The 19,271-nt window shown below is 72.5% G+C and carries 20 protein-coding genes; 7 read left to right on the top strand and 13 right to left on the bottom strand.

Annotated elements, in window-relative coordinates; genetic code table 11:
* Positions 1-56 precede the first annotated feature (56 nt).
* Positions 57-221 (top strand): hypothetical protein, encoded by a 165-nt coding sequence (locus OG710_RS04475; protein ID WP_330238167.1) that lies wholly within the window; start codon positions 57-59, stop codon positions 219-221.
* Between the two features lie 30 nt (positions 222-251).
* On the opposite strand, the gene OG710_RS04470 is transcribed toward OG710_RS04475, so the two are convergent.
* Together OG710_RS04470 and OG710_RS04465 are read right to left on the bottom strand one after the other, a co-directional pair.
* Complete coding sequence (locus OG710_RS04470; protein ID WP_330238166.1) at positions 252-1,466, bottom strand: acyl-CoA dehydrogenase family protein; 1,215 nt, start codon at positions 1,464-1,466, stop codon at positions 252-254.
* 8 nt (positions 1,467-1,474) lie between these two features.
* On the bottom strand, positions 1,475-2,497 hold the full coding sequence (locus OG710_RS04465) for a phosphotransferase family protein (protein WP_330238165.1): 1,023 nt from the start codon (positions 2,495-2,497) through the stop codon (positions 1,475-1,477).
* A 125-nt stretch (positions 2,498-2,622) separates the two neighbouring features.
* Here OG710_RS04465 and OG710_RS04460 point away from each other — a divergent pair, with 125 nt between their 5' ends.
* Positions 2,623-3,567: an NADP-dependent oxidoreductase gene (locus OG710_RS04460; RefSeq protein WP_330238164.1), complete on the top strand. Its 945-nt coding sequence runs from the start codon at positions 2,623-2,625 to the stop codon at positions 3,565-3,567.
* Between the two features lie 89 nt (positions 3,568-3,656).
* On the opposite strand, the gene OG710_RS04455 is transcribed toward OG710_RS04460, so the two are convergent.
* The 4 genes from OG710_RS04455 to OG710_RS04440 all read right to left on the bottom strand — a co-directional run bounded on the left by OG710_RS04455 (position 3,657) and on the right by OG710_RS04440 (position 5,885).
* Positions 3,657-3,968: a DUF202 domain-containing protein gene (locus OG710_RS04455; protein ID WP_330238163.1), complete on the bottom strand. Its 312-nt coding sequence runs from the start codon at positions 3,966-3,968 to the stop codon at positions 3,657-3,659.
* Positions 3,965-4,360, bottom strand: a complete 396-nt coding sequence (locus OG710_RS04450) for a YidH family protein (protein WP_111333469.1) — start codon at positions 4,358-4,360, stop codon at positions 3,965-3,967. The genes OG710_RS04455 and OG710_RS04450 overlap by 4 nt, the downstream gene beginning before the upstream one ends.
* A 9-nt stretch (positions 4,361-4,369) precedes the next feature.
* The gene (locus OG710_RS04445; protein WP_330238162.1) at positions 4,370-4,879 is read right to left on the bottom strand and encodes an NUDIX domain-containing protein; all 510 of its coding nucleotides are present in this window, start codon (positions 4,877-4,879) and stop codon (positions 4,370-4,372) included.
* Between the two features lie 115 nt (positions 4,880-4,994).
* Positions 4,995-5,885 (bottom strand): DMT family transporter, encoded by an 891-nt coding sequence (locus OG710_RS04440; RefSeq protein WP_330238161.1) that lies wholly within the window; start codon positions 5,883-5,885, stop codon positions 4,995-4,997.
* Positions 5,886-6,054: 169 nt separating this feature from the next.
* Here OG710_RS04440 and OG710_RS04435 point away from each other — a divergent pair, with 169 nt between their 5' ends.
* Positions 6,055-7,710, top strand: a complete 1,656-nt coding sequence (locus tag OG710_RS04435) for an FAD-binding dehydrogenase (protein ID WP_330238160.1) — start codon at positions 6,055-6,057, stop codon at positions 7,708-7,710.
* An 85-nt stretch (positions 7,711-7,795) separates the two neighbouring features.
* Positions 7,796-9,046, top strand: coding sequence for an FUSC family protein (locus tag OG710_RS04430; RefSeq protein ID WP_330238159.1), 1,251 nt, complete (start codon positions 7,796-7,798; stop codon positions 9,044-9,046).
* A 12-nt stretch (positions 9,047-9,058) separates the two neighbouring features.
* Here the strand turns inward: OG710_RS04430 and OG710_RS04425 are convergent, their stop codons facing one another.
* The 3 genes from OG710_RS04425 to OG710_RS04415 form a co-directional block, all read right to left on the bottom strand.
* On the bottom strand, positions 9,059-9,502 hold the full coding sequence (locus OG710_RS04425) for an ASCH domain-containing protein (RefSeq protein WP_111333482.1): 444 nt from the start codon (positions 9,500-9,502) through the stop codon (positions 9,059-9,061).
* A gap of 78 nt (positions 9,503-9,580) precedes the next feature.
* The gene (locus OG710_RS04420; protein ID WP_330238158.1) at positions 9,581-10,978 is read right to left on the bottom strand and encodes a GntP family permease; all 1,398 of its coding nucleotides are present in this window, start codon (positions 10,976-10,978) and stop codon (positions 9,581-9,583) included.
* Positions 10,979-10,988: 10 nt separating this feature from the next.
* Positions 10,989-11,498, bottom strand: coding sequence for a gluconokinase (locus tag OG710_RS04415; RefSeq protein WP_330238157.1), 510 nt, complete (start codon positions 11,496-11,498; stop codon positions 10,989-10,991).
* 142 nt (positions 11,499-11,640) lie between these two features.
* On the opposite strand from OG710_RS04415, the gene OG710_RS04410 reads away from it, so the two are divergent.
* The 3 genes from OG710_RS04410 to OG710_RS04400 all read left to right on the top strand — a co-directional run bounded on the left by OG710_RS04410 (position 11,641) and on the right by OG710_RS04400 (position 14,159).
* Entirely contained in the window at positions 11,641-12,342 is a 702-nt protein-coding gene (locus tag OG710_RS04410) for a FadR/GntR family transcriptional regulator (protein ID WP_111333489.1), read from the top strand.
* Positions 12,343-12,444: 102 nt separating this feature from the next.
* Positions 12,445-13,530 carry an S-(hydroxymethyl)mycothiol dehydrogenase gene (locus OG710_RS04405; protein ID WP_330238156.1) on the top strand — a complete coding sequence of 362 codons (1,086 nt, stop codon included), beginning with the start codon at positions 12,445-12,447 and terminating at the stop codon, positions 13,528-13,530.
* Positions 13,530-14,159, top strand: a complete 630-nt coding sequence (locus OG710_RS04400; protein ID WP_330238155.1) for an MBL fold metallo-hydrolase — start codon at positions 13,530-13,532, stop codon at positions 14,157-14,159. Before OG710_RS04405 ends, OG710_RS04400 begins: the two co-directional genes overlap by 1 nt.
* 5 nt (positions 14,160-14,164) lie before the next feature.
* Here the strand turns inward: OG710_RS04400 and OG710_RS04395 are convergent, their stop codons facing one another.
* The 4 genes from OG710_RS04395 to OG710_RS04380 all read right to left on the bottom strand — a co-directional run bounded on the left by OG710_RS04395 (position 14,165) and on the right by OG710_RS04380 (position 19,147).
* Positions 14,165-15,100 (bottom strand): pseudouridine synthase, encoded by a 936-nt coding sequence (locus OG710_RS04395; RefSeq protein ID WP_330238154.1) that lies wholly within the window; start codon positions 15,098-15,100, stop codon positions 14,165-14,167.
* A gap of 82 nt (positions 15,101-15,182) precedes the next feature.
* Positions 15,183-16,358 (bottom strand): hypothetical protein, encoded by a 1,176-nt coding sequence (locus OG710_RS04390; protein ID WP_330238153.1) that lies wholly within the window; start codon positions 16,356-16,358, stop codon positions 15,183-15,185.
* Positions 16,355-17,452: a hypothetical protein gene (locus OG710_RS04385; protein WP_330238152.1), complete on the bottom strand. Its 1,098-nt coding sequence runs from the start codon at positions 17,450-17,452 to the stop codon at positions 16,355-16,357. The genes OG710_RS04390 and OG710_RS04385 overlap by 4 nt, the downstream gene beginning before the upstream one ends.
* Before the next feature lie 387 nt (positions 17,453-17,839).
* Positions 17,840-19,147, bottom strand: coding sequence for a hypothetical protein (locus OG710_RS04380; protein WP_330238151.1), 1,308 nt, complete (start codon positions 19,145-19,147; stop codon positions 17,840-17,842).
* Positions 19,148-19,271: the final 124 nt, after the last annotated feature.

The raw sequence follows: 19,271 nt of genomic DNA, 5'->3' as shown, positions 1-19,271 counted from the left end.
GCTGCCGGCGAATCCATCTGTTGGACCGGCCGTGCGGCCGGGGCGAAGCTGGAGACATGGCGCACCTCCAGAGCTCCACCCGCATCCCCGTCCTGTGGGCCGCGGCCTACGGCCCCGACCGCCCCCGCCCGGTCCGGCTGCTGGCCCGCACCCTGCTGCGGGTACGGGCCTTCGCCCGCGAACTGGCCCTGGCCGACCATGTGCCGGGCGGCGGCTACTGACGCCCCGAGGGCCGCTCCAGAGGTCCTTCGCTAGAGGTACTTCCTGATCTCCCGCCGGGCCAGCGAGCGCTGGTGCACCTCGTCCGGCCCGTCCGCGAGCCGCAGCGTCCGCGCCGACGCCCACAGCTCGGCCAGCGGGAAGTCCTGGCTCACCCCGCCCGCGCCGTGCAACTGCACCGCCCGGTCCAGGATGTCGACCACCGCGCGCGGGGTGGCGATCTTGATGGACTGGATCTCGGTGTGCGCCCCCCGGTTGCCGACCGTGTCCATCAGCCAGGCCGTCTTGAGCACCAGCAGCCGCAGCTGCTCCACCGTGACCCGCGCGTCCGCGATCCAGTTCTGCACCACGCCCTGCTCGGCGAGCGGCTTGCCGAAGGCGGTACGGGAGACGGCGCGCCGGCACATCAGCTCGATGGCCCGCTCCGCCATCCCGATCAGCCGCATGCAGTGGTGGATGCGGCCCGGCCCCAGCCGCGCCTGGGCGATGGCGAAGCCGCCGCCCTCCTCGCCGATCAGGTTGGCCGCCGGCACCCGCACGTCCTCGAAGACCACCTCGGCGTGGCCGCCGTGCCAGTGGTCCTCGTAGCCGTACACCCGCATGGCGCGCTTCACGGTCAGGCCCGGGGTGTCGCGGGGGACGAGGATCTGCGACTGCCGGCGGCGGACGTCGGCGCCGTCCGGGTCGGTCTTGCCCATCACGATGAAGATCTCGCAGTCCGGGTGCATCGCCCCGGAGATGTACCACTTGCGGCCGTTGATGACATAGTCGCCGCCGTCACGGATGATCCGGGTCTCGATGTTGGTCGCGTCCGACGAGGCGACCTCCGGCTCCGTCATCGCGAACGCGGAGCGGATCTGCCCGGCCAGCAGCGGTTCCAGCCACCGCTTCTTCTGCTCGTCGGTGCCGAACTCGGCCAGCACCTCCATGTTCCCGGTGTCCGGCGCGCCGCAGTTGGTCGCGGTGGGCGCCAGGCGCGGCGAGCGGCCCAGGATCTCCGCCAGCGGCGCGTACTGCAGATTGGTCAGCCCGGCGCCGTGCTCGGTGCCCGGCAGGAAGAGGTTCCACAGGCCCTGCCGGCGCGCCTCCGCCTTGAGGTCCTCCACGATCGGCGGCGTCTGCCAGGGCGAGTCCAGCGCGGCGCGCTGCTCGTCGGCGATCCGCTCGGCCGGGTGGACGTGCTCGTCCATGAAGGCGAGCAGCCGGGCGCGCAGCTCCTCGGTGCGGGCGTCGAATGCGAAGTCCATGGCGTGGGTCAGCCTTCCTGGAGGGTGGTGAGGCCGTGCTCGATGAAGACGGGGACGAGGTCGCCGATGCGGTCGAAGCCGGCGCCGACCGTCTGGCCCAGGGTGTAGCGGTAGTGGATGCCCTCCAGGATCACGGCGAGCTTGAACCAGGCGAACGCGGTGTACCAGGAGAGGGCGGAGGTGTCCCGGCCGGAGCGGGCCGCGTAGCGCTCGATCAGCTCGGCGGGGGAGGGGTGGCCGGGCGCGCCGCTGGTGGTGGAGACGGGCGACTCGGGCAGGCCCAGGTCGGAGCTGTACATCACCAGCAGCCCGAGGTCGGTGAGCGGGTCGCCGAGCGTGGACATCTCCCAGTCCAGGACGGCCTTGATGGCGTCGTCTGCGCCGATCAGCGCGTTGTCCAGGCGGTAGTCGCCGTGCACCACGGTGGGCGCGGGGGAGACGGGCAGGTCGCGGCCGAGCGCCGTGTGCAGGGCGTCGATGCCCGGCAGTTCGCGGTTGCGGGAGGCGTCAAGCTGCTTGCCCCAGCGCCGCAGCTGGCGCTCCAGGAAGCCTTCGGGTCGCCCGAAGTCGCCGAGACCGACCGCCTCGGGGTCCACCGCGTGCAGCTCGACCAGGGTGTCGACCAGGGCGAGCACCGCCGCGCGGGTGCGCTCCGGGCCGAGCGGGGCGAGCTGCTCCGCCGTGCGGTACGGGGTGCCCTCGACGTACTCCATGACGTAGAACGGCGCGCCGATGACGGTGTCGTCCTCGCAGAGGAGCAGCGGTTCGGGGACCGGCACGGCGGTCGGGTGCAGGGCGCTGATCACGCGGTGCTCGCGCCTCATGTCGTGCGCGGTGGCCAGCACATGCCCGAGCGGCGGGCGGCGGACCACCCAGCGCGCGGTGCCGTCGGTGACGACATAGGTCAGGTTCGACCGGCCGCCCTCCACGACGCGGGCGTCGAGCGGTCCGTTCACCAGGCCCGGCCGCTCGCGGTCCAGCTGTCCGCGCAGCCGGCCGAGATCGAGACCTGGCGGATGGGCGTGGCTCATCGTGCGTACCTCCGGGGTGGGTGAACGGTCCGATCTCATGATGCCGACCAGTCGGTATGTCGTCCAGTCCGGGTGAACGGACTGGCTGAGTTGCGGGCGCCCCGGACCGCCGGGAGGGTCGGAGCATGAAGGCGATCAGTTACAGCGGATTCGGCGACACGGACGTCCTGGAGTACGGGGAGCGGCCCGACCCGAAGGTGGCCCCCGACGCCGTCCTGGTCAAGGTGCGGGCCGCCGCCGTGAACCCCGTCGACCGGCAGACCCGCGAGGGGAAGCTCGACGGCGTCCTGGACACGGTCTTCCCGGTCATCCCCGGCTGGGACGTCTCCGGGGTCGTCGTCCAGCCCGGCGTCGCCGTGGACGAGTTCGCGGTGGGCGACGAGGTCATCGGCTATGTGCGCGAGGACTTCCTCAGCCGGGGAACCTTCGCCGAGTACGTGGCCGCGCCCGTGCGCACCCTCGCGCGCAAACCGCTGCGCCTCAGCTTCGAGGAGGCGGCCGGACTGCCGCTGGCCGGGCTCACCGCCTACCAGGTCCTCCACCGCACCCTGCGCGTCCGGGAGGGCGACACCGTCCTGGTCCACGCCGCGGCCGGCGGTGTCGGCTCGCTCGCCGTCCAGCTCGCCCGGCACACCGGCTGCCGCGTCATCGGCACCGCGAGCGAACGCAACCACGACCATCTGCGGCGGCTCGGCGCGGAGCCCGTGGAGTACGGCGACGGGCTCGTGGACCGGCTGCGGGCCCTGGCCCCCGACGGCATCGACGCCGCCTTCGACACCGTGGGCGGGGACGCGCTGCGCGCCTCCGCCGAGACCCTGGCCCCCGGCGGGCGGCTGGCCTCCATCGTGGACACCGAGGTGTTCTCGTACGGCGGCCGGTACGCGTTCGTCCGTCCCGACGCCGCCGATCTGGCACACCTGGCGGAACTGGCCGAGCAGGGCATCGTCACCGTCCACGTCGACCGGGTCTTCCCGCTGGCCGAGACGGCGGCGGCCCAGCGCCTCAACGCCGAGGGACGCACCCGCGGCAAGATCGTCGTCACGGTCGACTGGGACGCCCCGGAGGACTGAGGCGCACGGGCCGGCGGGCCGAGGCGCGCCCCGGCGGGCTGAGAGGCCCCTTCCGGTGGGGGCGCCGGTCAGAACAGCGTGGGCGCCGGTCAGAACAGCATGGCCGCCGCGAACACCGCCAGCGCCAGCGTGCACGCGGCGGCCGTGAGCGCGCCGCCCGCCGCCAGCGGACGCGGCCGGACGCCGCCCAGGCTCTGCACCCGGCGGTGGGCGACCCCCAGGAAGCCCAGCCAGGCCAGCGCGGTCAGCGACAGCGCGATGACCCCGGCGCCCGTCGCCCCGTCGTGCAGCGCCTGCTTCACGCCCAGCACCGCGGCCACCGTGCAGGACAGCGTCGTACGCCGCCACGCCAGCCGGGTCCGCTCCGGCTGAAGGCCCGGATCGCGCGCGCCCGTCGTCAACGGCCCTCCCAGCCGAAGACGACCACCACCACCATCGCCACCGCCACCACGGCCACCGCGAGGCTCAGCAGCGTAGGGAACCGCGAGACCGGCAGGTCCTCACCGCGCCGCATCGCCCGTTCGCACCGCATCCAGTGGTTGACCGCCCGCAGCGCGCACAGCACCCCGGCCGCCAGCAGCGCCAGGGCCAGCCCCGCCCGCACCCCCCAGGACAACTCCGGCAGGAACTGGTCCACCGCGAAGCCCCCGCCGATGAGCGCCAGCGCCGTCCGAATCCACGCGAGGAACGTCCGCTCGTTGGCGAGCGAGAAACGGTAGTCCGGCGTCTCGCCCTCACCGCGAATGCGCTGCGGCGCGAACCACAACCGCAGACTTTGTACGAATTCGTTCACGCCTGGACCTTAGACCGCCCGGAACGCCCGCAGCCGCCGGTGGCAGTCGAGGCCGTCCGGCACCCACGGCCGGTCCCCGAGCCGCCGCTCCAGCTCCGCGTCGTCCCAGAAGGCGTGCCAGTCGATCTCCTCCGCCTGCGGCCGCACCGGAAGCTCGCACCTCACCTGGTACACGGCGCACCACCAGGTGTGCCGGCCGCCCTCGTACAGGAACCGGAACAGCGGCTCCGGGCGGGGGAGGCCCGAGACGCCCAGCTCCTCCTCCGCCTCCCGCAGGGCCGCCTCGTCGTAGCTCTCGCCCGCGCCGACCACCCCGCCGACGAACATGTCGTAATGCGAGGGGAACACCAGCTTCGTGGCGGTCCTGCGGTGCACGAAGATCCGGCCGTCCGCGTCCCGCACCTCGATGAAGACGCAGCGGTGGCGCAGCCCCCGCGCCGTCGCCTCGCCGCGCGGCGCCTGCCCCACGACCACGTCGTGCTCGTCGACGATGTCCAGGATCTCGTCGGAAGGCCGCATGCCCGCAGCATCGGAAGGCGGCATGGCCGCGGAATCGGAGGGCGGCATGGCCGCAGAAGGTGTCATGCCCGCCATCCAACCGCAGCCGCCCCGGCCCCTGCCGCACCGCCCGCTCTCAGCGCCGCTGGAGACTGTGCGTCCCGCGCCGCACCGGCCCCGCCGGCATCGCCGGGTGCAGACCCAGCAGCACGATGCCGGCCACGATCGCCGCCAGCCCGGCGGCCTGCCAGGCCAGCGCGCCCGCGTCCGTCCGGACCTGGTCGCCCATGAACCCGATCCCGCAGGCGATCCCGGCCAGCGGCTGGGCCGCCGTCAGGGCGGGCAGCGACATCCGCAGCGGCCCCGTCTCGAACGCGCTCTGCACCAGCAGCAGCCCGGTCACCCCCAGGACCACCACCGCGTACGGCTGCCAGGACGTCAGCAGCCCGGCGAGCCCCGACTCCGAGAAGCGCTGCCCGCTGACCCGGGTGAGCGCGTCCTGCAACCCGTACAGCAGCCCGGCCGCCACCGCCAGCAGCGCCGGGGAGGCCGTCGAACGGCGGCGCTTGGCGATCGCGGTGAGCAGCAGGGCGAGCCCGGCCACCACGCCCACCACCAGCCAGTGCCGCAGCGGGGCCGCCACCGCCCGGCCGCCCTGCGGCTCGCCCGCCACCAGGAACGCGGCGACGCCGCCGGCCAGCAGCCACAGCCCCGCCCAGCCCTGCCGGCCCAGCCGCTGGCCGGTGCGGTGCCGGGACAGGGCCATCGCGAAGAGCAGATTGGTCGCCAGCAGCGGCTCGACCAGGGACACCTCGCCCTTGCCCAGCGCCAGCGCCCCCAGGACCATCCCGCACACCATCAGCGCGATCCCGGCCAGCCAGCTGCGCACCTTCATCAGGTCGAGCAGCAGCCGGAACGTCAGATAGTCGCGCTTGGGCGCATGGGCGGCGGCGGCCTGCTGGAACACGAAGCCGAACCCCAGGCAGCACGCGGCGGACACGGCGAGCACGAGGACCAGCACCGACACGCTTCTGCACCCCACGTCAGGCCGGAAGAGAGGTGATGTGCTCCGACGATAGCGGCCGCACCGGCCCGAACGGCGACAGCGCGGCCGACCGGGCGGTTGACGCGGGGACGGCCCGTGCCCAAGATCTGACGCACCAGTAACTTCGCGAGCCCCGACAAGGATGGAAGCCATGGCGTACGACGCTGATGTGATCGTGATCGGGGCGGGGCTCGCGGGACTCGTGGCCACCGCGGAGCTGGTCGACGCCGGACGTTCGGTGATCCTGCTCGACCAGGAGCCCGAGCAGTCGCTCGGCGGCCAGGCGCACTGGTCCTTCGGCGGGCTCTTCCTCGTGGACTCGCCCGAACAGCGCCGGATGCGCATCCGGGACAGCCGCGAGCTGGCCCTCCAGGACTGGATGGGCACGGCCGGCTTCGACCGCGACGAGGACCACTGGCCCCGCAAATGGGCCGAGGCGTACGTCGACTTCGCGGCCGGTGAGAAGCGCGCCTGGCTGCGCGCGCGGGGCCTGCGCCTCTTCCCCGTCGTCGGCTGGGCCGAACGCGGCGGCTACGACGCCAACGGCCACGGCAACTCCGTCCCCCGCTTCCACATCACCTGGGGCACCGGGCCCGGCGTCGTCGCCCCCTTCGAACGCCGCGTCCGCGAGGGCGTCGCCAAGGGCCTGGTCACCTTCCGCTTCCGTCACCGGGTCACCGGCCTCGCCCGCACCGGGGGCGCCGTGGACACGGTGACCGGCGAGATCCTGGAGCCGAGCGCCGCCCCGCGCGGAACCGCCAGCGGCCGGGAGGTCGCCGGCACCTTCGAACTGCGCGCCCAGGCGGTGATCGTCACCTCCGGCGGCATCGGCGGCAACCACGACCTCGTACGCGCACAGTGGCCCGACCGGCTCGGCACCCCGCCGGCCAAGCTGCTCTCCGGCGTCCCCGCGCATGTGGACGGGCTGATGCTCGGCATCGCCGAGGAGGCCGGCGCCCACCACATCAACCGCGACCGGATGTGGCACTACACCGAGGGCATCGAGAACTGGAACCCCGTCTGGGACAAGCACGCCATCCGCATCCTGCCCGGCCCGTCCTCGCTCTGGCTGGACGCGACCGGCAAGCGGCTGCCCGTCCCGCTCTTCCCCGGCTTCGACACCCTCGGCACCCTCGAACACATCATGCGCACCGGCCACGACTACACCTGGTTCGTGCTGGACCGGAAGATCATCGGCAAGGAGTTCGCGCTCTCCGGCTCCGAGCAGAACCCCGACCTGACCGGCAAGTCGGTCCGGGACGTCATCGGCCGCGCCCGCGCCGACGTGCCGGTACCCGTCAAGGCGTTCATGGACCACGGCGCGGACTTCGTCGTCGAGAAGGACCTCGGCGCCCTGGTGCGCGGCATGAACGCGCTCACCGGCGACGGGCTCATCGACGAGGACGCGCTGCGCCACGAGATCACCGCCCGCGACCGCGAGATCGCCAACCCCTTCACCAAGGACCTCCAGATCACCGCGATCCGGGGCGCCCGCTCCTACATCGGCGACAAGCTGATCCGCACCGCGCCGCCCCACCGCATCCTCGACCCCAAGGCCGGCCCGCTCATCGCCGTACGGCTGAACATCCTGACCCGCAAGTCGCTCGGCGGCCTGGAGACCGACCTGTCGTCCCGCGTCCTGACCCCGGACGGCACCCCGCTGGCCGGGGTGTACGCGGCCGGGGAGGCGGCCGGCTTCGGCGGCGGCGGGGTGCACGGCTACCGCTCCCTGGAGGGCACCTTCCTCGGCGGCTGCATCTTCTCCGGCCGCTCCGCCGGCCGCGCGGCGGCCCACGCCGTCGGGTAGCGGAGCCGGGCGCCGGGCGCGTCCGTACGGAGGGGTTCCGGCGCCGGAACCGTGGACCGGCGCCGTATCCGGGCATGGGAAGAAGATGCCAGGAGTAGCCGAACCCGTCATCAACCTCGTCCGGCGCACCACCGAACCCGTGGCCGCGCAGACCCTGCGCTCCACGGGTGCCGCGGTGATCGCCTACGCCGTGGCGACCGCGACGCTGCCCGAGCCCGCGCCGCTGACCGCACCGCTCACCGCGCTGCTCGTCGTCCAGGTCACCCTCTACGCGACCCTCAACATGTCGGTCAAACGTGTCACGGCCGTCGTCGTCGGTGTCCTCATCGCGAGCGGCTTCAGTTCCCTGGTCGGCCTGTCCTGGTGGAGCCTGGGGCTGACCATCTTCACGGCCCTGATCATCGGCAGACTGGTCCGGGTGGACGAATTCGTCCCCGAGGTGGCGATCAGCGCCATGCTCGTCCTGGGCGTCACCTCGGTGTCGGCGCGGACCGACATGGCCTGGGAGCGCGTCTTCGAGACGCTGATCGGCGCCGGGGTGGGCCTGGCGTTCAACCTGCTGTTCGCGCCGCCCGTCTGGGTGCAGACCGCGGGCGCCTCCATCGACGGGCTGGCCCGCGAGATGGGGCAGATGTTCCGCGACCTGGGCAGCGACCTCGCCCACCCGGTCACCGTCCCGGAGGCGGCCGAGCGGCTGCACCGGGCCCGCCGCCTCGACCACGACATCGTGGAGGTGGACGCCTCGCTGCGGCAGGCCGAGGAAAGTCTCATGCTCAACCCGAGGGTGAGGCAGGGACTGCTGCACCGGGTGGTGCTGCGCACCGGACTCGACACGCTGGAGATCTGCGCCGTCGTCGTCCGGGTGCTGTCCAGGACGCTGACCGACCTCGCCAAGGACCGGGGTGACGCACCCCAGTTCCCGGCCGAGGTCGCGGCCCACATGACGGAACTGTTCGAGCAGATGGCGGGGGCCATCGAGAGCTTCGCGCTGCTCATCACGACGCCGGTCGCCGCCAGCGCCGAGGAGGCCGAGGACCGGCTCACCGACGCGCTCGACACCAGCCGCAGGACCCGCGACCTGGTCGCCGACATGCTGCTGGCCGCCGTCCAGGAGCACCCCAGGAAGTGGCAGCTGCACGGCGCCCTGCTCGCCGAGGTGGACCGCATCCTGGACGAGCTCGACATCGAGAAGCGCGCCGAGCGGCTGGGCCAGGAGCTGGACCGCCGCTCCGCCTACCTGCACGAGCGCCACCCCCGGCTGCACGCCCTGCGGCGCAGGCTGGGCCCGGTGAAGGGCGGGGGCCGCAAGAAGAAGGCGGACGCCGGGGCGCGGTGAGACCGGGCCCGCTCAGTCGCGCGCCGGGTGCCCGTCGAGGCGCTCGACGACCCGGAACCGCTCGGCCACGATCATGGTGTCGTCGCCGACGGTGAACTCCGGGTCGCCGAGCGCCTCGCGCATCTCCGCGCTGTGCCAGAACCGTTCGTGGGCCGTCCGCCACTCGGCGACCGAGGCGTACCCCTCGCCCTCGTCCAGGGCGTGCCGCAGATCCACGTCGGCGAGGCGGAGCACCCGCACCCCGGTGACCTCGACGACGGCGATCTCGCGGCCGTCCGAGTCGATGAGGGCGGAGCGCTCACCGACCGGGGGCAGTTCCTCGTCCTCGATCTCGTACTCCACGAGCAGTCCCGAGGTCGAGACCTTGCGCCCCTCCAGGACCGCGGCGACCAGCTGGTCGCGCAGCGGACCGGGGAAGGCGAGCAGAAAGGGCTTCAGCGCTTCGCGGTTCGGCATGGCGCCAGTCTGGCACCCGCCCGGCCCGCACCGGGGGTCCGGGCGGGCCGGGGACTGGGCAGGCCGGGTGCCGGGGCGCTACAGCACCAGGGACAGCAGCAGGATGAACAGCAGCGAGGCCACCGAGATGATGGTCTCCATCACCGACCACGTCTTCACGGTCTGGCCGACGTCCATGCCGAAGTACTCCTTCACCAGCCAGAACCCGGCGTCGTTGACATGGCTGAAGAAGAGCGAGCCCGCGCCCACCGCGAGCACCAGCAGGGCCGCGTGCGCGGTGGACATGTCGGCCGCCAGCGGGGCGACCAGCCCGGCCGCCGAGATCGTCGCCACGGTCGCCGAACCGGTCGCGAGCCGGATCGCCACGGCGATCAGCCAGCCGAGCAGCAGCGCCGGGATCGACCAGTCCTCGGAGAAGTCCAGGATCATCTGCCCCACGCCGGCGTCGATCAGCGTCTGCTTGAAGCCGCCGCCCGCGCCCACGATGAGCAGCACCCCGGCGATCGGGGCGAGGGACTTCTCCACGGTGGTGGAGAGCCGCGCCCGGGTGAAGCCGGCCGCCCGGCCCAGCGTGACCATGCCCACGAGCACGGCCGCGAGCAGCGCGATCAGCGGCGAGCCGATCACATCGGTGACCTTCTGGAGCCCCTGCTCCGGATCGTCCACCACGATGTCCACGAACGCCTTGACCAGCATCAGCACGACCGGCAGCAGGATCGTGGCCAGGGTGGCGCCGAAGCCGGGACGGCGCTCCAGCTCCTCGGAGGGCCGCTGCGGGATCATCTTCTCGGGCGCCTGGATGTCCACCCAGCGGGCGGCGTAGCGGGAGAAGACCGGACCGGCGATGATCACCGTCGGGATCGCGACGACCACGCCGAGCGCCAGCGTGACGCCGAGGTTCGCGTCGAGCGCGTCGATCGCGACGAGCGGTCCGGGGTGCGGCGGGATCAGGCCGTGCATCACGGACAGGCCGGCCAGGGCCGGGATGCCGATGCGCATCAGGGAGTAGTTGCCGCGCTTGGCGACGAGCAGCACCACCGGGATCAGCAGGACGATCCCGACCTCGAAGAACAGCGGCAGGCCGATGACCGAGGCGATGAGGACCATCGCCCACGGCATGGCCCGCTTGCCCGTGCGCGCCAGGATGGTGTCCACGATCTGGTCGGCGCCACCGGAGTCGGCGAGCAGCTTGCCCAGGATCGCGCCGAGCGCGATCAGGACGCCGACGCCCGCGACGGTCGAGCCGAGGCCCGCGGTGAAGCTCGCTATCGTCTTCGCCGGCGCGGCACCGGCGAAGGAGCCGAGCGCCAGCGAGCCGATGGTCAGCGCGAGGAACGCGTGCATTCTGAGCTTGGTGATGAGCAGGACGATGACGGCGATGCCCGCCAGGACGGCGATGCCCAACTGCGCGTTGCCGGCCGACGTGATCGGTTCGACGGCGTCCGCTGCCAGCGTCTCGACGCTGAGACTGGTCACGGTGTGATCCTTAGCTGTCGAGCCGGCGCAGCGCGGCGACGGCTCGCTCGGTGATTTCCTCGGGGGTGCCGGCGACGTCCACGGCGACGCCGGCCTCGTCGTCCTCCAGCGGCTGGAGGGTGGCGAACTGCGAGTCGAGCAGGGCGGCCGGCATGAAGTGGCCCTTGCGGCCCGCCATGCGCTCCTCGATCAGGGGCCGGTCACCGGTCAGATGCAGAAAGACGGCGCCGGGCGCCTCGCGGCGCAGCCGGTCGCGGTAGGCCCGCTTGAGGGCCGAACTGCTGACCACCCCGCCGAGCCCCGCCCTCCCGTGCGCCCACTGCCCGATCGCGTCGAGCCAGGGCCACCGGTCCGCGTCGTCCAGCGGGGTGCCGGCCGACATCTTGGCGATGTTCGCGGGGGGATGGAAGTCGTCGCCCTCGGCGTACGGAACGCCCAGGGCGGCGGCGAGCAGGGGGCCGATCGTGGTCTTGCCGGTCCCTGCCACGCCCATCACCACGACGACGTGGGGGGTGCTCATAGCGGTGCCTCGCTGTCTCTTCGACGTCGTCCTCGACGTCGGTCCGTCGCGCTACTGAAACCTATACGTACGACTTATTCAAGAGGCTGTGATGTAAACGTCGTACTTAATGGCTCCGGGGGCCGCCCCGTACCCTGGGGCCATGACCACACCTGCCCAGGGACTCCACACGCATGTCCTGGACGCCCTGGGCCTGGAGATCGCCGCCGGGGAGCATCCGCCCGGCCAGGTGCTGCGCACCGACGAGCTGGCCCGCCGCTTCGACGTCTCGCGCACCGTGGTCCGCGAGGTGATCCGGGTGCTGGAGTCCATGCACCTGGTCGAGTCGCGCCGCCGGGTCGGCGTGACCGTGCGCCCGGCCGAGGCGTGGAACGTGTACGACCCCCAGGTCATCCGGTGGCGGCTGGCCGGCGCCGACCGCCCCCGCCAGCTGCGCTCGCTGACCGTGCTGCGCTCCGCGGTCGAACCCGTCGCCGCCTCGCTCGCCGCCCGCCACGCCACCCCCGAGCAGTGCGCCGAGCTGACCGCCCGCGCCCTCGGCATGGTCGCCACCTCGCGCGGCGGGCAGCTGGAGGGCTACCTCGAACACGACGTCGCCTTCCACCGCATCGTCCTGAACGCCTCCGGCAACGAGATGTTCGCGCGCCTGGGCGACGTGGTCGCCGAGGTCCTGGCGGGCCGTACGCACCACCAGGTGATGTTCGAGGACCCCGATCCGGCGGCCGTCACCCTGCACGTCCGGCTCGCCGAGGCGGTACGCGCCGGGGACCCGGCCGCCGCCGAGCGGCTGACGAAGGAGATCACCGCCGGCGCCCTCCACGAACTGGACGTCCTCGCGCCCTGAGCCCGCCCGCCGCCGCGCACCGCGTACCGTGGCCCGTGATCGATCCCGGAAAGCCGGGAGCACCGGTCTCAGCGAAGAGTCGGGAAAGGGAGTCCACAGGACATGCCGCAGCACGTACAAGGGGTCATCGCACCGGGGAAGAACGAGCCGGTGCGCGTCGAGACGATCGTCATTCCGGACCCCGGCCCCGGTGAGGCCGTGGTCGAGGTCCAGGCGTGCGGTGTCTGCCACACCGACCTGCACTACAAGCAGGGCGGCATCAACGACGAGTTCCCCTTCCTCCTCGGCCACGAGGCCGCGGGCGTCGTGGAATCGGTCGGCGAGGGCGTCACGGAGGTCGCGCCGGGCGACTTCGTGATCCTCAACTGGCGCGCGGTGTGCGGCCAGTGCCGCGCCTGTCTGCGCGGACGCCCGTGGTACTGCTTCGACACGCACAACGCCCGGCAGAAGATGACCCTCCTCGACGGCACCGAGCTGTCCCCGGCCCTGGGCATCGGCGCCTTCGCCGAGAAGACCCTCGTCGCCGCCGGCCAGTGCACCAAGGTGGACCCCGCGGTCTCCCCGGCCGTCGCCGGACTCCTCGGCTGCGGCGTCATGGCCGGCATCGGCGCCGCCATCAACACCGGCCAGGTCGGCCGGGGCGACTCCGTCGCCGTCATCGGCTGCGGCGGCGTCGGCGACGCCGCGATCGCGGGCGCCCGGCTGGCCGGCGCGGCCCGGATCATCGCCGTCGACATCGACGACCGCAAGCTCGCGACCGCGAAGACGATGGGCGCCACCCACACCGTCAACTCCCGCTCCACCGACCCCGTCGAGGCCATCCGCGCACTCACCGGCGGCAACGGCGCCGACGTCGTCATCGAGGCGGTCGGCCACCCGGAGACGTACAAGCAGGCGTTCTACGCCCGCGACCTCGCCGGCACCGTCGTCCTCGTCGGCGTACCCACCCCCGAGATGCGGCTGGAACTCCCGCTGCTCGACGTCTTCGGCCGCGGCGGCTCCCTCAAGTCCTCCTGGTACGGGGACTGCCTGCCCTCCCGCGACTTCCCGATGCTGGTCGACCTCCACCAGCAGGGCCGGCTCGACCTCGAAGCGTTCGTCACCGAGACCATCGGCCTCGGCGACATCGAGCAGGCGTTCGGCCGGATGCACGACGGCGACGTGCTGCGCTCGGTGGTGGTCTTCTGATGACCGCCCGCATCGACCACCTCGTCACCTCCGGCACCTTCGCCCTCGACGGCGGCGAGTGGGACGTCGACAACAACGTCTGGATCGTCGGCGACGACACCGAGGCCGTCGTCATCGACGCCGCCCACGACGCCACCGCCATCCGGGACGCCCTCGGCGGCCGTACGCTGCGCGCGATCATCTGCACCCACGCGCACAACGACCACATCGACGCCGCCCCGGCCCTCGCCGACGCCACCGGCGCGCCGATCCTGCTCCACCCGGACGACCTGCCGCTGTGGCAGCGGACCCACCCGGACCGGGCACCCGACGGCGAGCTGACCGACGGCCAGGAGATCACCGTCGCGGGCACCACGCTCACCGTGCTGCACACTCCGGGACACGCCCCCGGCGCGGTCTGCCTCTACGCCCCCGCACTGGCCACCGTCTTCACCGGGGACACCCTCTTCCAGGGCGGCCCCGGCGCCACCGGCCGGTCCTTCTCGTCCTTCCCGGTGATCGTCGAGTCCATCAGGGAGCGGCTGCTCACCCTGGACCCGGCCACCGAGGTACGCACCGGGCACGGCGACTCCACCACCATCGGCGCGGAGGCCCCGCACCTGGACGAGTGGATCGCCCGCGGCCACTGACGGTTCTACCGATCCGGCCACGCGGAGAGCCGCAGCCCGCTCTCGAAGCGGCGCGGCTCTCCCGTGACCGGATCGGTGAACTCCAGGACGCGGGCCAGCAGTTGCAGCGGACGCGAGAAGTCACCGGGCGCCGGGTCCGGCGCGGTCACCGGGTAGACCGGGTCGTCGACCAGCGGCAGGCCCAGGCTGTTCATGTGCACCCGCAGCTGATGCGTGCGTCCCGTGGCGGGCAGCAGCCGGTAGCGGCCGAACCCGTCCCGGTGCTCCAGCAGCTCGATCCGGCTCTCGCTGTTCGGCTCGCCCGGCTCCTCGCGCGCCGCGAGCACCCCGCGCTCCTTCACGATGCGGCTGCGCACCGTACGCGGCAGCACCAGACCCGGATCGTACGGGGCCACCGCCTCGTACTCCTTGCGCACCAGCCGGTCCCGGAACAGCGTCTGGTACGCGCCGCGCTCCGCCGGCCGCACCACGAACAGCACCAGCCCGGCCGTCAGCCGGTCCAGCCGGTGCGCGGGCTGGAGCAGCGGCAGCCCCAGGTCGCGCCGGAGCCGGGCCACCGCCGTCTCGGTGATGTGCCGGCCCCGCGGCATCGTCGCCAGGAAGTGCGGCTTGTCCGCGACGACCAGATGCTCGTCCCGGTACACCACCCCGACCGGGAACGGCACCGGCTGCTCCGGCGCGAAGTCCCGGTGGAACCAGAGGTGGCGGCCCGCCGTGTACGGCTCGTCGCCGGAGACCGGGCCCGCCGTCGAGACGAACCGGCCCCCGGCGAGCAGCGCCTCCACCCGGTCGGCCCCGATCGCACCGGAGAACCGGTCCAGCAGATGGTCCCGGACCGTCGCCCACCGGCCGCCCGGATCGGCCGGCAGCCGCACCCGGACCGGGTCCACGCCGTCACGCTGGGGGAGCGGCGAGGGCGGCGGCTTCGCCCGGCCCCTCACCGCCGACCCCCGGTGGTCACCGGCACGCAGTTCGTCATCATGGTGCCGGGCATCCTTTCACGGCGCGCGGGACGGGCCCGGCTCAGCTCTCCGCCGGGAGCGTCACCTTCAGCGGGCCGCAGCCGATCCGCTCCGCCTCCGCCGCCGCGTAGGCCGGCAGCAGGTCGCGGGCGAACGTGAAGCGGCCGCGCTCGTGCGTGGCCCGCAGCTGCTCCAGGACGAACATCACCTGCCCGGTCTGGCAGATCGCCCGGTACACGGCCCGGTTGCCGCCGATCCGGCCGTAGCCGGTGCTGCCCTTGACGGGCGTGCCGGAGCGCAGCACGTCCCAGGAGTAGATCTCGGCCAGCACCGGGTCCACCACCGTCGTCAGCCGCACCGACGCCTCCCGGAAGCTGACCCCCGCCTCGCAGACCCGCGCCGGTCCGCCGGCACCGCCCGAGCGGGACTCCTTCAGCTCCTTGCGGTACGCCGCCGGCAGGGCCAGGCCCTTGATGCCGCAGAACGCGTCGGCGTCGGCGTCCTGCCACTTCACCGGCGCCGGCAGCTCGCGCGGCAGCCGGTAGGTGCCGGAGCAGCCGAATGCGTCGATGACCCCGTTGGCCACGTCGATCAGCGCATCGGTCAGCGCGCCCCGGTCCCGCAGGGTGTGCTCGGCGGAGACCTCGAAGTCGGCCCGGCCCATCCCGATGTCCACCACGGTGGGCCCGGTGAAGTCGTGGCGCCCCGTGCACTCCTGCGGCAGGGCGATCCAGGCGCGCGAGGACGACGTCATGCCGGGCAGCCCCTCACCCAGCCACACCATGCCCGAGGACAGGAAATCGCGCGGCCAGACCTGCGCGTCCGTGCCCCGCAACCCGTCCAGCCGGCGCACGTTCACCGTGACCTGGCGGCGGGCCCGTTCGCCCTCGTAGGAGGTGATGCGGCACTGCCCGTACATCCCGCCGTCGCCCATCGGGTCGGTGCGCAGCTCCTGCTCGTCCGTCACCGTCCCGCGGTCCCCGAACAGCGACTCCATGGAGCCGGAGCCCAGCGAGTCCCAGCACGGCGAGGACCCCGTCAGCGGCAGCGTGTCCGTGCGCCAGGCGACCGTGCCGGCGCCGAGCAGCGCCCCGGCCAGCGCGGCGGCGGTCACGGCCCGCGCGGTACGGCTGCGCAGCAGCCGGCGTACGAAGGGGGGCCGGGGCTCCTCGGGCAGCGGCGCCGGGGCCGTCACGGCCGTCTCCCCGGGCTGCGCCCCACTGGTCTCCTCGCTCACGCGTCCTCACCGCTTCCACAACCGATGCGCTTGCCCGCGGACTCGACGAAACGGTCGAAGACCCGCCGGTCGGAGGGGCGTCCCCGGTCCTGGAGACCGGCCTCCACATGCCCGTAGAACACCGTGGGCCGGCCGCCGCAGTCACGGCGCACCAGCCCCTCGGCAGCGCCCTCCGGGAGCACCCGGAAGAGGTCCGCCAGCCGGGTGCCGCTCGCCATCACGTACTGCGCGGACGGCTCGTCGGGCAGCCGCAGCGTCTTCCACACCACCGAGCAGGTCTGGAGCCGGTCGGTGACCGCGCCCACCTGCTGCTTGTAGCGCATCCCCTCGCCGTAGTCGAAGGTCATCCCCGGAATCCGGCACAGCGGTGTCCGGGCCGTCTCCTCGTCCTCGGCCACCGTCACCATCGGGGAATCGCTGCCCAGCGGCCGCGCGGGCGCGCAGCCGGCCTTCTTCATACCGGTGTTGGCGGCGTCGAGCAGCAGGCCGAGCACCTCGGTGCGGGTGCCGATCGTGAACGGCATGGCCACCTTGCCGAGATGGCCGTCGCCGGTGCCCTCGCTGCGGATCGTCACCACGGTCGGCTCGCCGTCGTCGTCGCAGGCCCGCGGCAGGACCAGCAGGCCCCGGTCGCCGGCGACCAGGCCGTCGAGCCCGTCCGGCAGCGGGGAGGCCGAACCGTGGAAGTACCGGGCCAGCCAGTCCCGGCGCTCCTTCACCCCGCGGGGCGCCGTCCCGTACTCCAGGGTCACCGCCTCCCGGAAGGACAGCGGCTCGTCGGAGTCGTCGTCGGCCACCTCGGAGGCGACCGAGACCGTACAAGTGCCCTGCGGGCGGGCGGCCGTGGGCGCGGCGGACTCGGTGGCACGCCGCTTCGAGCCGGACTTGTCGAGCGCCCCGTCCCCCAGGAACGACGCGCCGCTGTCCTGCTGCCACGCGCCCCAGCAGTAACTCTCCCTGAACGGGCCGCTGTCCGTCGCCCACAGCACGGTGCCGGTCGCCAGCACCGCCCCGGCCACCACCCCGGCGACAACCGCCGTTCGTCGCCTGCCGATGCCCATCACATTCCCCCTGGCGAATAGCGAAGATCGCACGAAACGACGATGCTACGACGTCATCGATTGCCGGAAGCAAAGGGGTCGCGCGTCAACTCGGCCCCCCGGTCCCGGTCGACGGACTCTGTACGGCGGCCCGTCAGCAGGACCGCCCGCCAGAACCGCATCTTCGCACCCGCGCCGCCCTGCACGACAGCGCCACCACCACCGCCCCCGTGACCGTTGCGAGTTCACAGCCGACGGCGGCTCGCGCGCTGCCCGAAGGCCCTTATCAAGCCGAGCCGCAAGCTCCACCGGACTCGAAAGAACAAACGGTCGGCACCCGTGATCACGATGGTGGGTAGTTCACAAGATCATCCCCTGAAAATACGCACACGCAATCGCACCCTCGGTTACGTCACGTGAGTGCGAGCGCGACTACGCCCCCTACGCGGACAGCGCAGGGAACACGACCACCGAGCCGTCCTTGTTGCGGGCAATCTCGATCGCCACGTCTGTCGTGCGGCTGTCGACCACGACGCCGTCCCCCAGCTTGCGAATCCGGTTTGCCGCGCGCATCAGGCGATCGACTTCACCGGCCGTGAGAAAGGGCCGCAGACCTTGCGGACCCGCCAGCTCCAGCGCCGACAAGCGTTCCAGGACACAGGCAATGCTCGACTCCAGTTCGTCGAGGCGCTGCTGGTCGCGCTTGAGCTCGCGGGTGAAATTCTCGAACACGTTGTCAGGGTTGTCCTGGGCATGCTCGACAGCCTGTAGGACGACGACCCGCCGCTTCAGCGCAATGGCCAGGGCGGCGAGTTCGAGGTGGGCGCGGAACATGCCGCCATGCTCGTCGACGCCGGGGAACGACTTGGCCAGCGTGCTGATGTCGACGCACTTGCCCTCGGGCAACTTGTCGAGTGCGTTCTGCCACCGGGCAAGGCGGCGGTCAGCGGCGCCCAGCGCCGTGTTGATGGCGTGCACTGCCGAGTCCAGTCCCAGGGAGACTCCGAGCTTGCCCTGGTCGAGCAGAATGGCGGTGGCCTTGTCGATGGCATCGCGGCAGCCGTCGAGTGCGCTGTGCTCGTCTTCGATCTTCTGGTCGTGCAGCTGCTCCAGCAGTTCTGTGATGTGTTCGACAGCCTGCTGGCGCTTGTGGTCGGCATGCGCGCTCACTCCCACCGCTACGGCCATGAGCACGAGCGGCGCGGCCACGGTGAGCGCAGCGCTGCCGGCGGCCGCGACGCCGGCTGTCGCACCGGCTCCGCCGACCGCGCCTGCTGCCGCCACTTTGCCGACTGGCACGAACGTCGCATTGGCGGCGATGTTCGTCGAGTTCATGAGTGCGCTGTGGATGCCACCGGCCGCCGCCTTCGACGCCATCGGGCGAACGATGCCTTGACTGAACTGGGCGGCGACCTTCGCCGGAACCACCATGCGATACAGGTTCTCGCCGGCGGCGGTCGCCCTGGCCGCCGTAAGGGAAGTTCGCGTCGATCGCGTGATGAACTGCGACAGGTGCTGCGCCAGGGGACTCGCGGCATCGAGCGGGATACCTCGGCTGCGGTCGAGCTTGTCGGGCAGCGGATGCACCTCGAGCGTGGCGATCGGCGCGGCGGCCAGAGCGGCCAGCACACCACGCAGTTCAGCCAGGCGCTCAGCCGTCATCGGCTCGTCTCCGGCCAATGTCGGCACCCGAGCGTCACCGGTCGCCAGCGTCCACACCGGAACGACGGCCTTGCGATGGTCAGTCATCGTCTCCCCCTTGTTTTCCCCTCACAGCCTACGGCTGACGTCCGACGAGAAAGGCTTGAACCTTGTGTACGCAGCTACTGGCTCTCCTGCGGTGGACTGACGATCCCACAGCGGAGGGACGACA

This window comes from Streptomyces sp. NBC_00525 (assembly GCF_036346595.1).
GTDB lineage: Bacteria > Actinomycetota > Actinomycetes > Streptomycetales > Streptomycetaceae > Streptomyces.
Note: the sequence above shows the minus strand (reverse complement) of the source record. Positions and strands in the feature narration are given on the sequence as shown.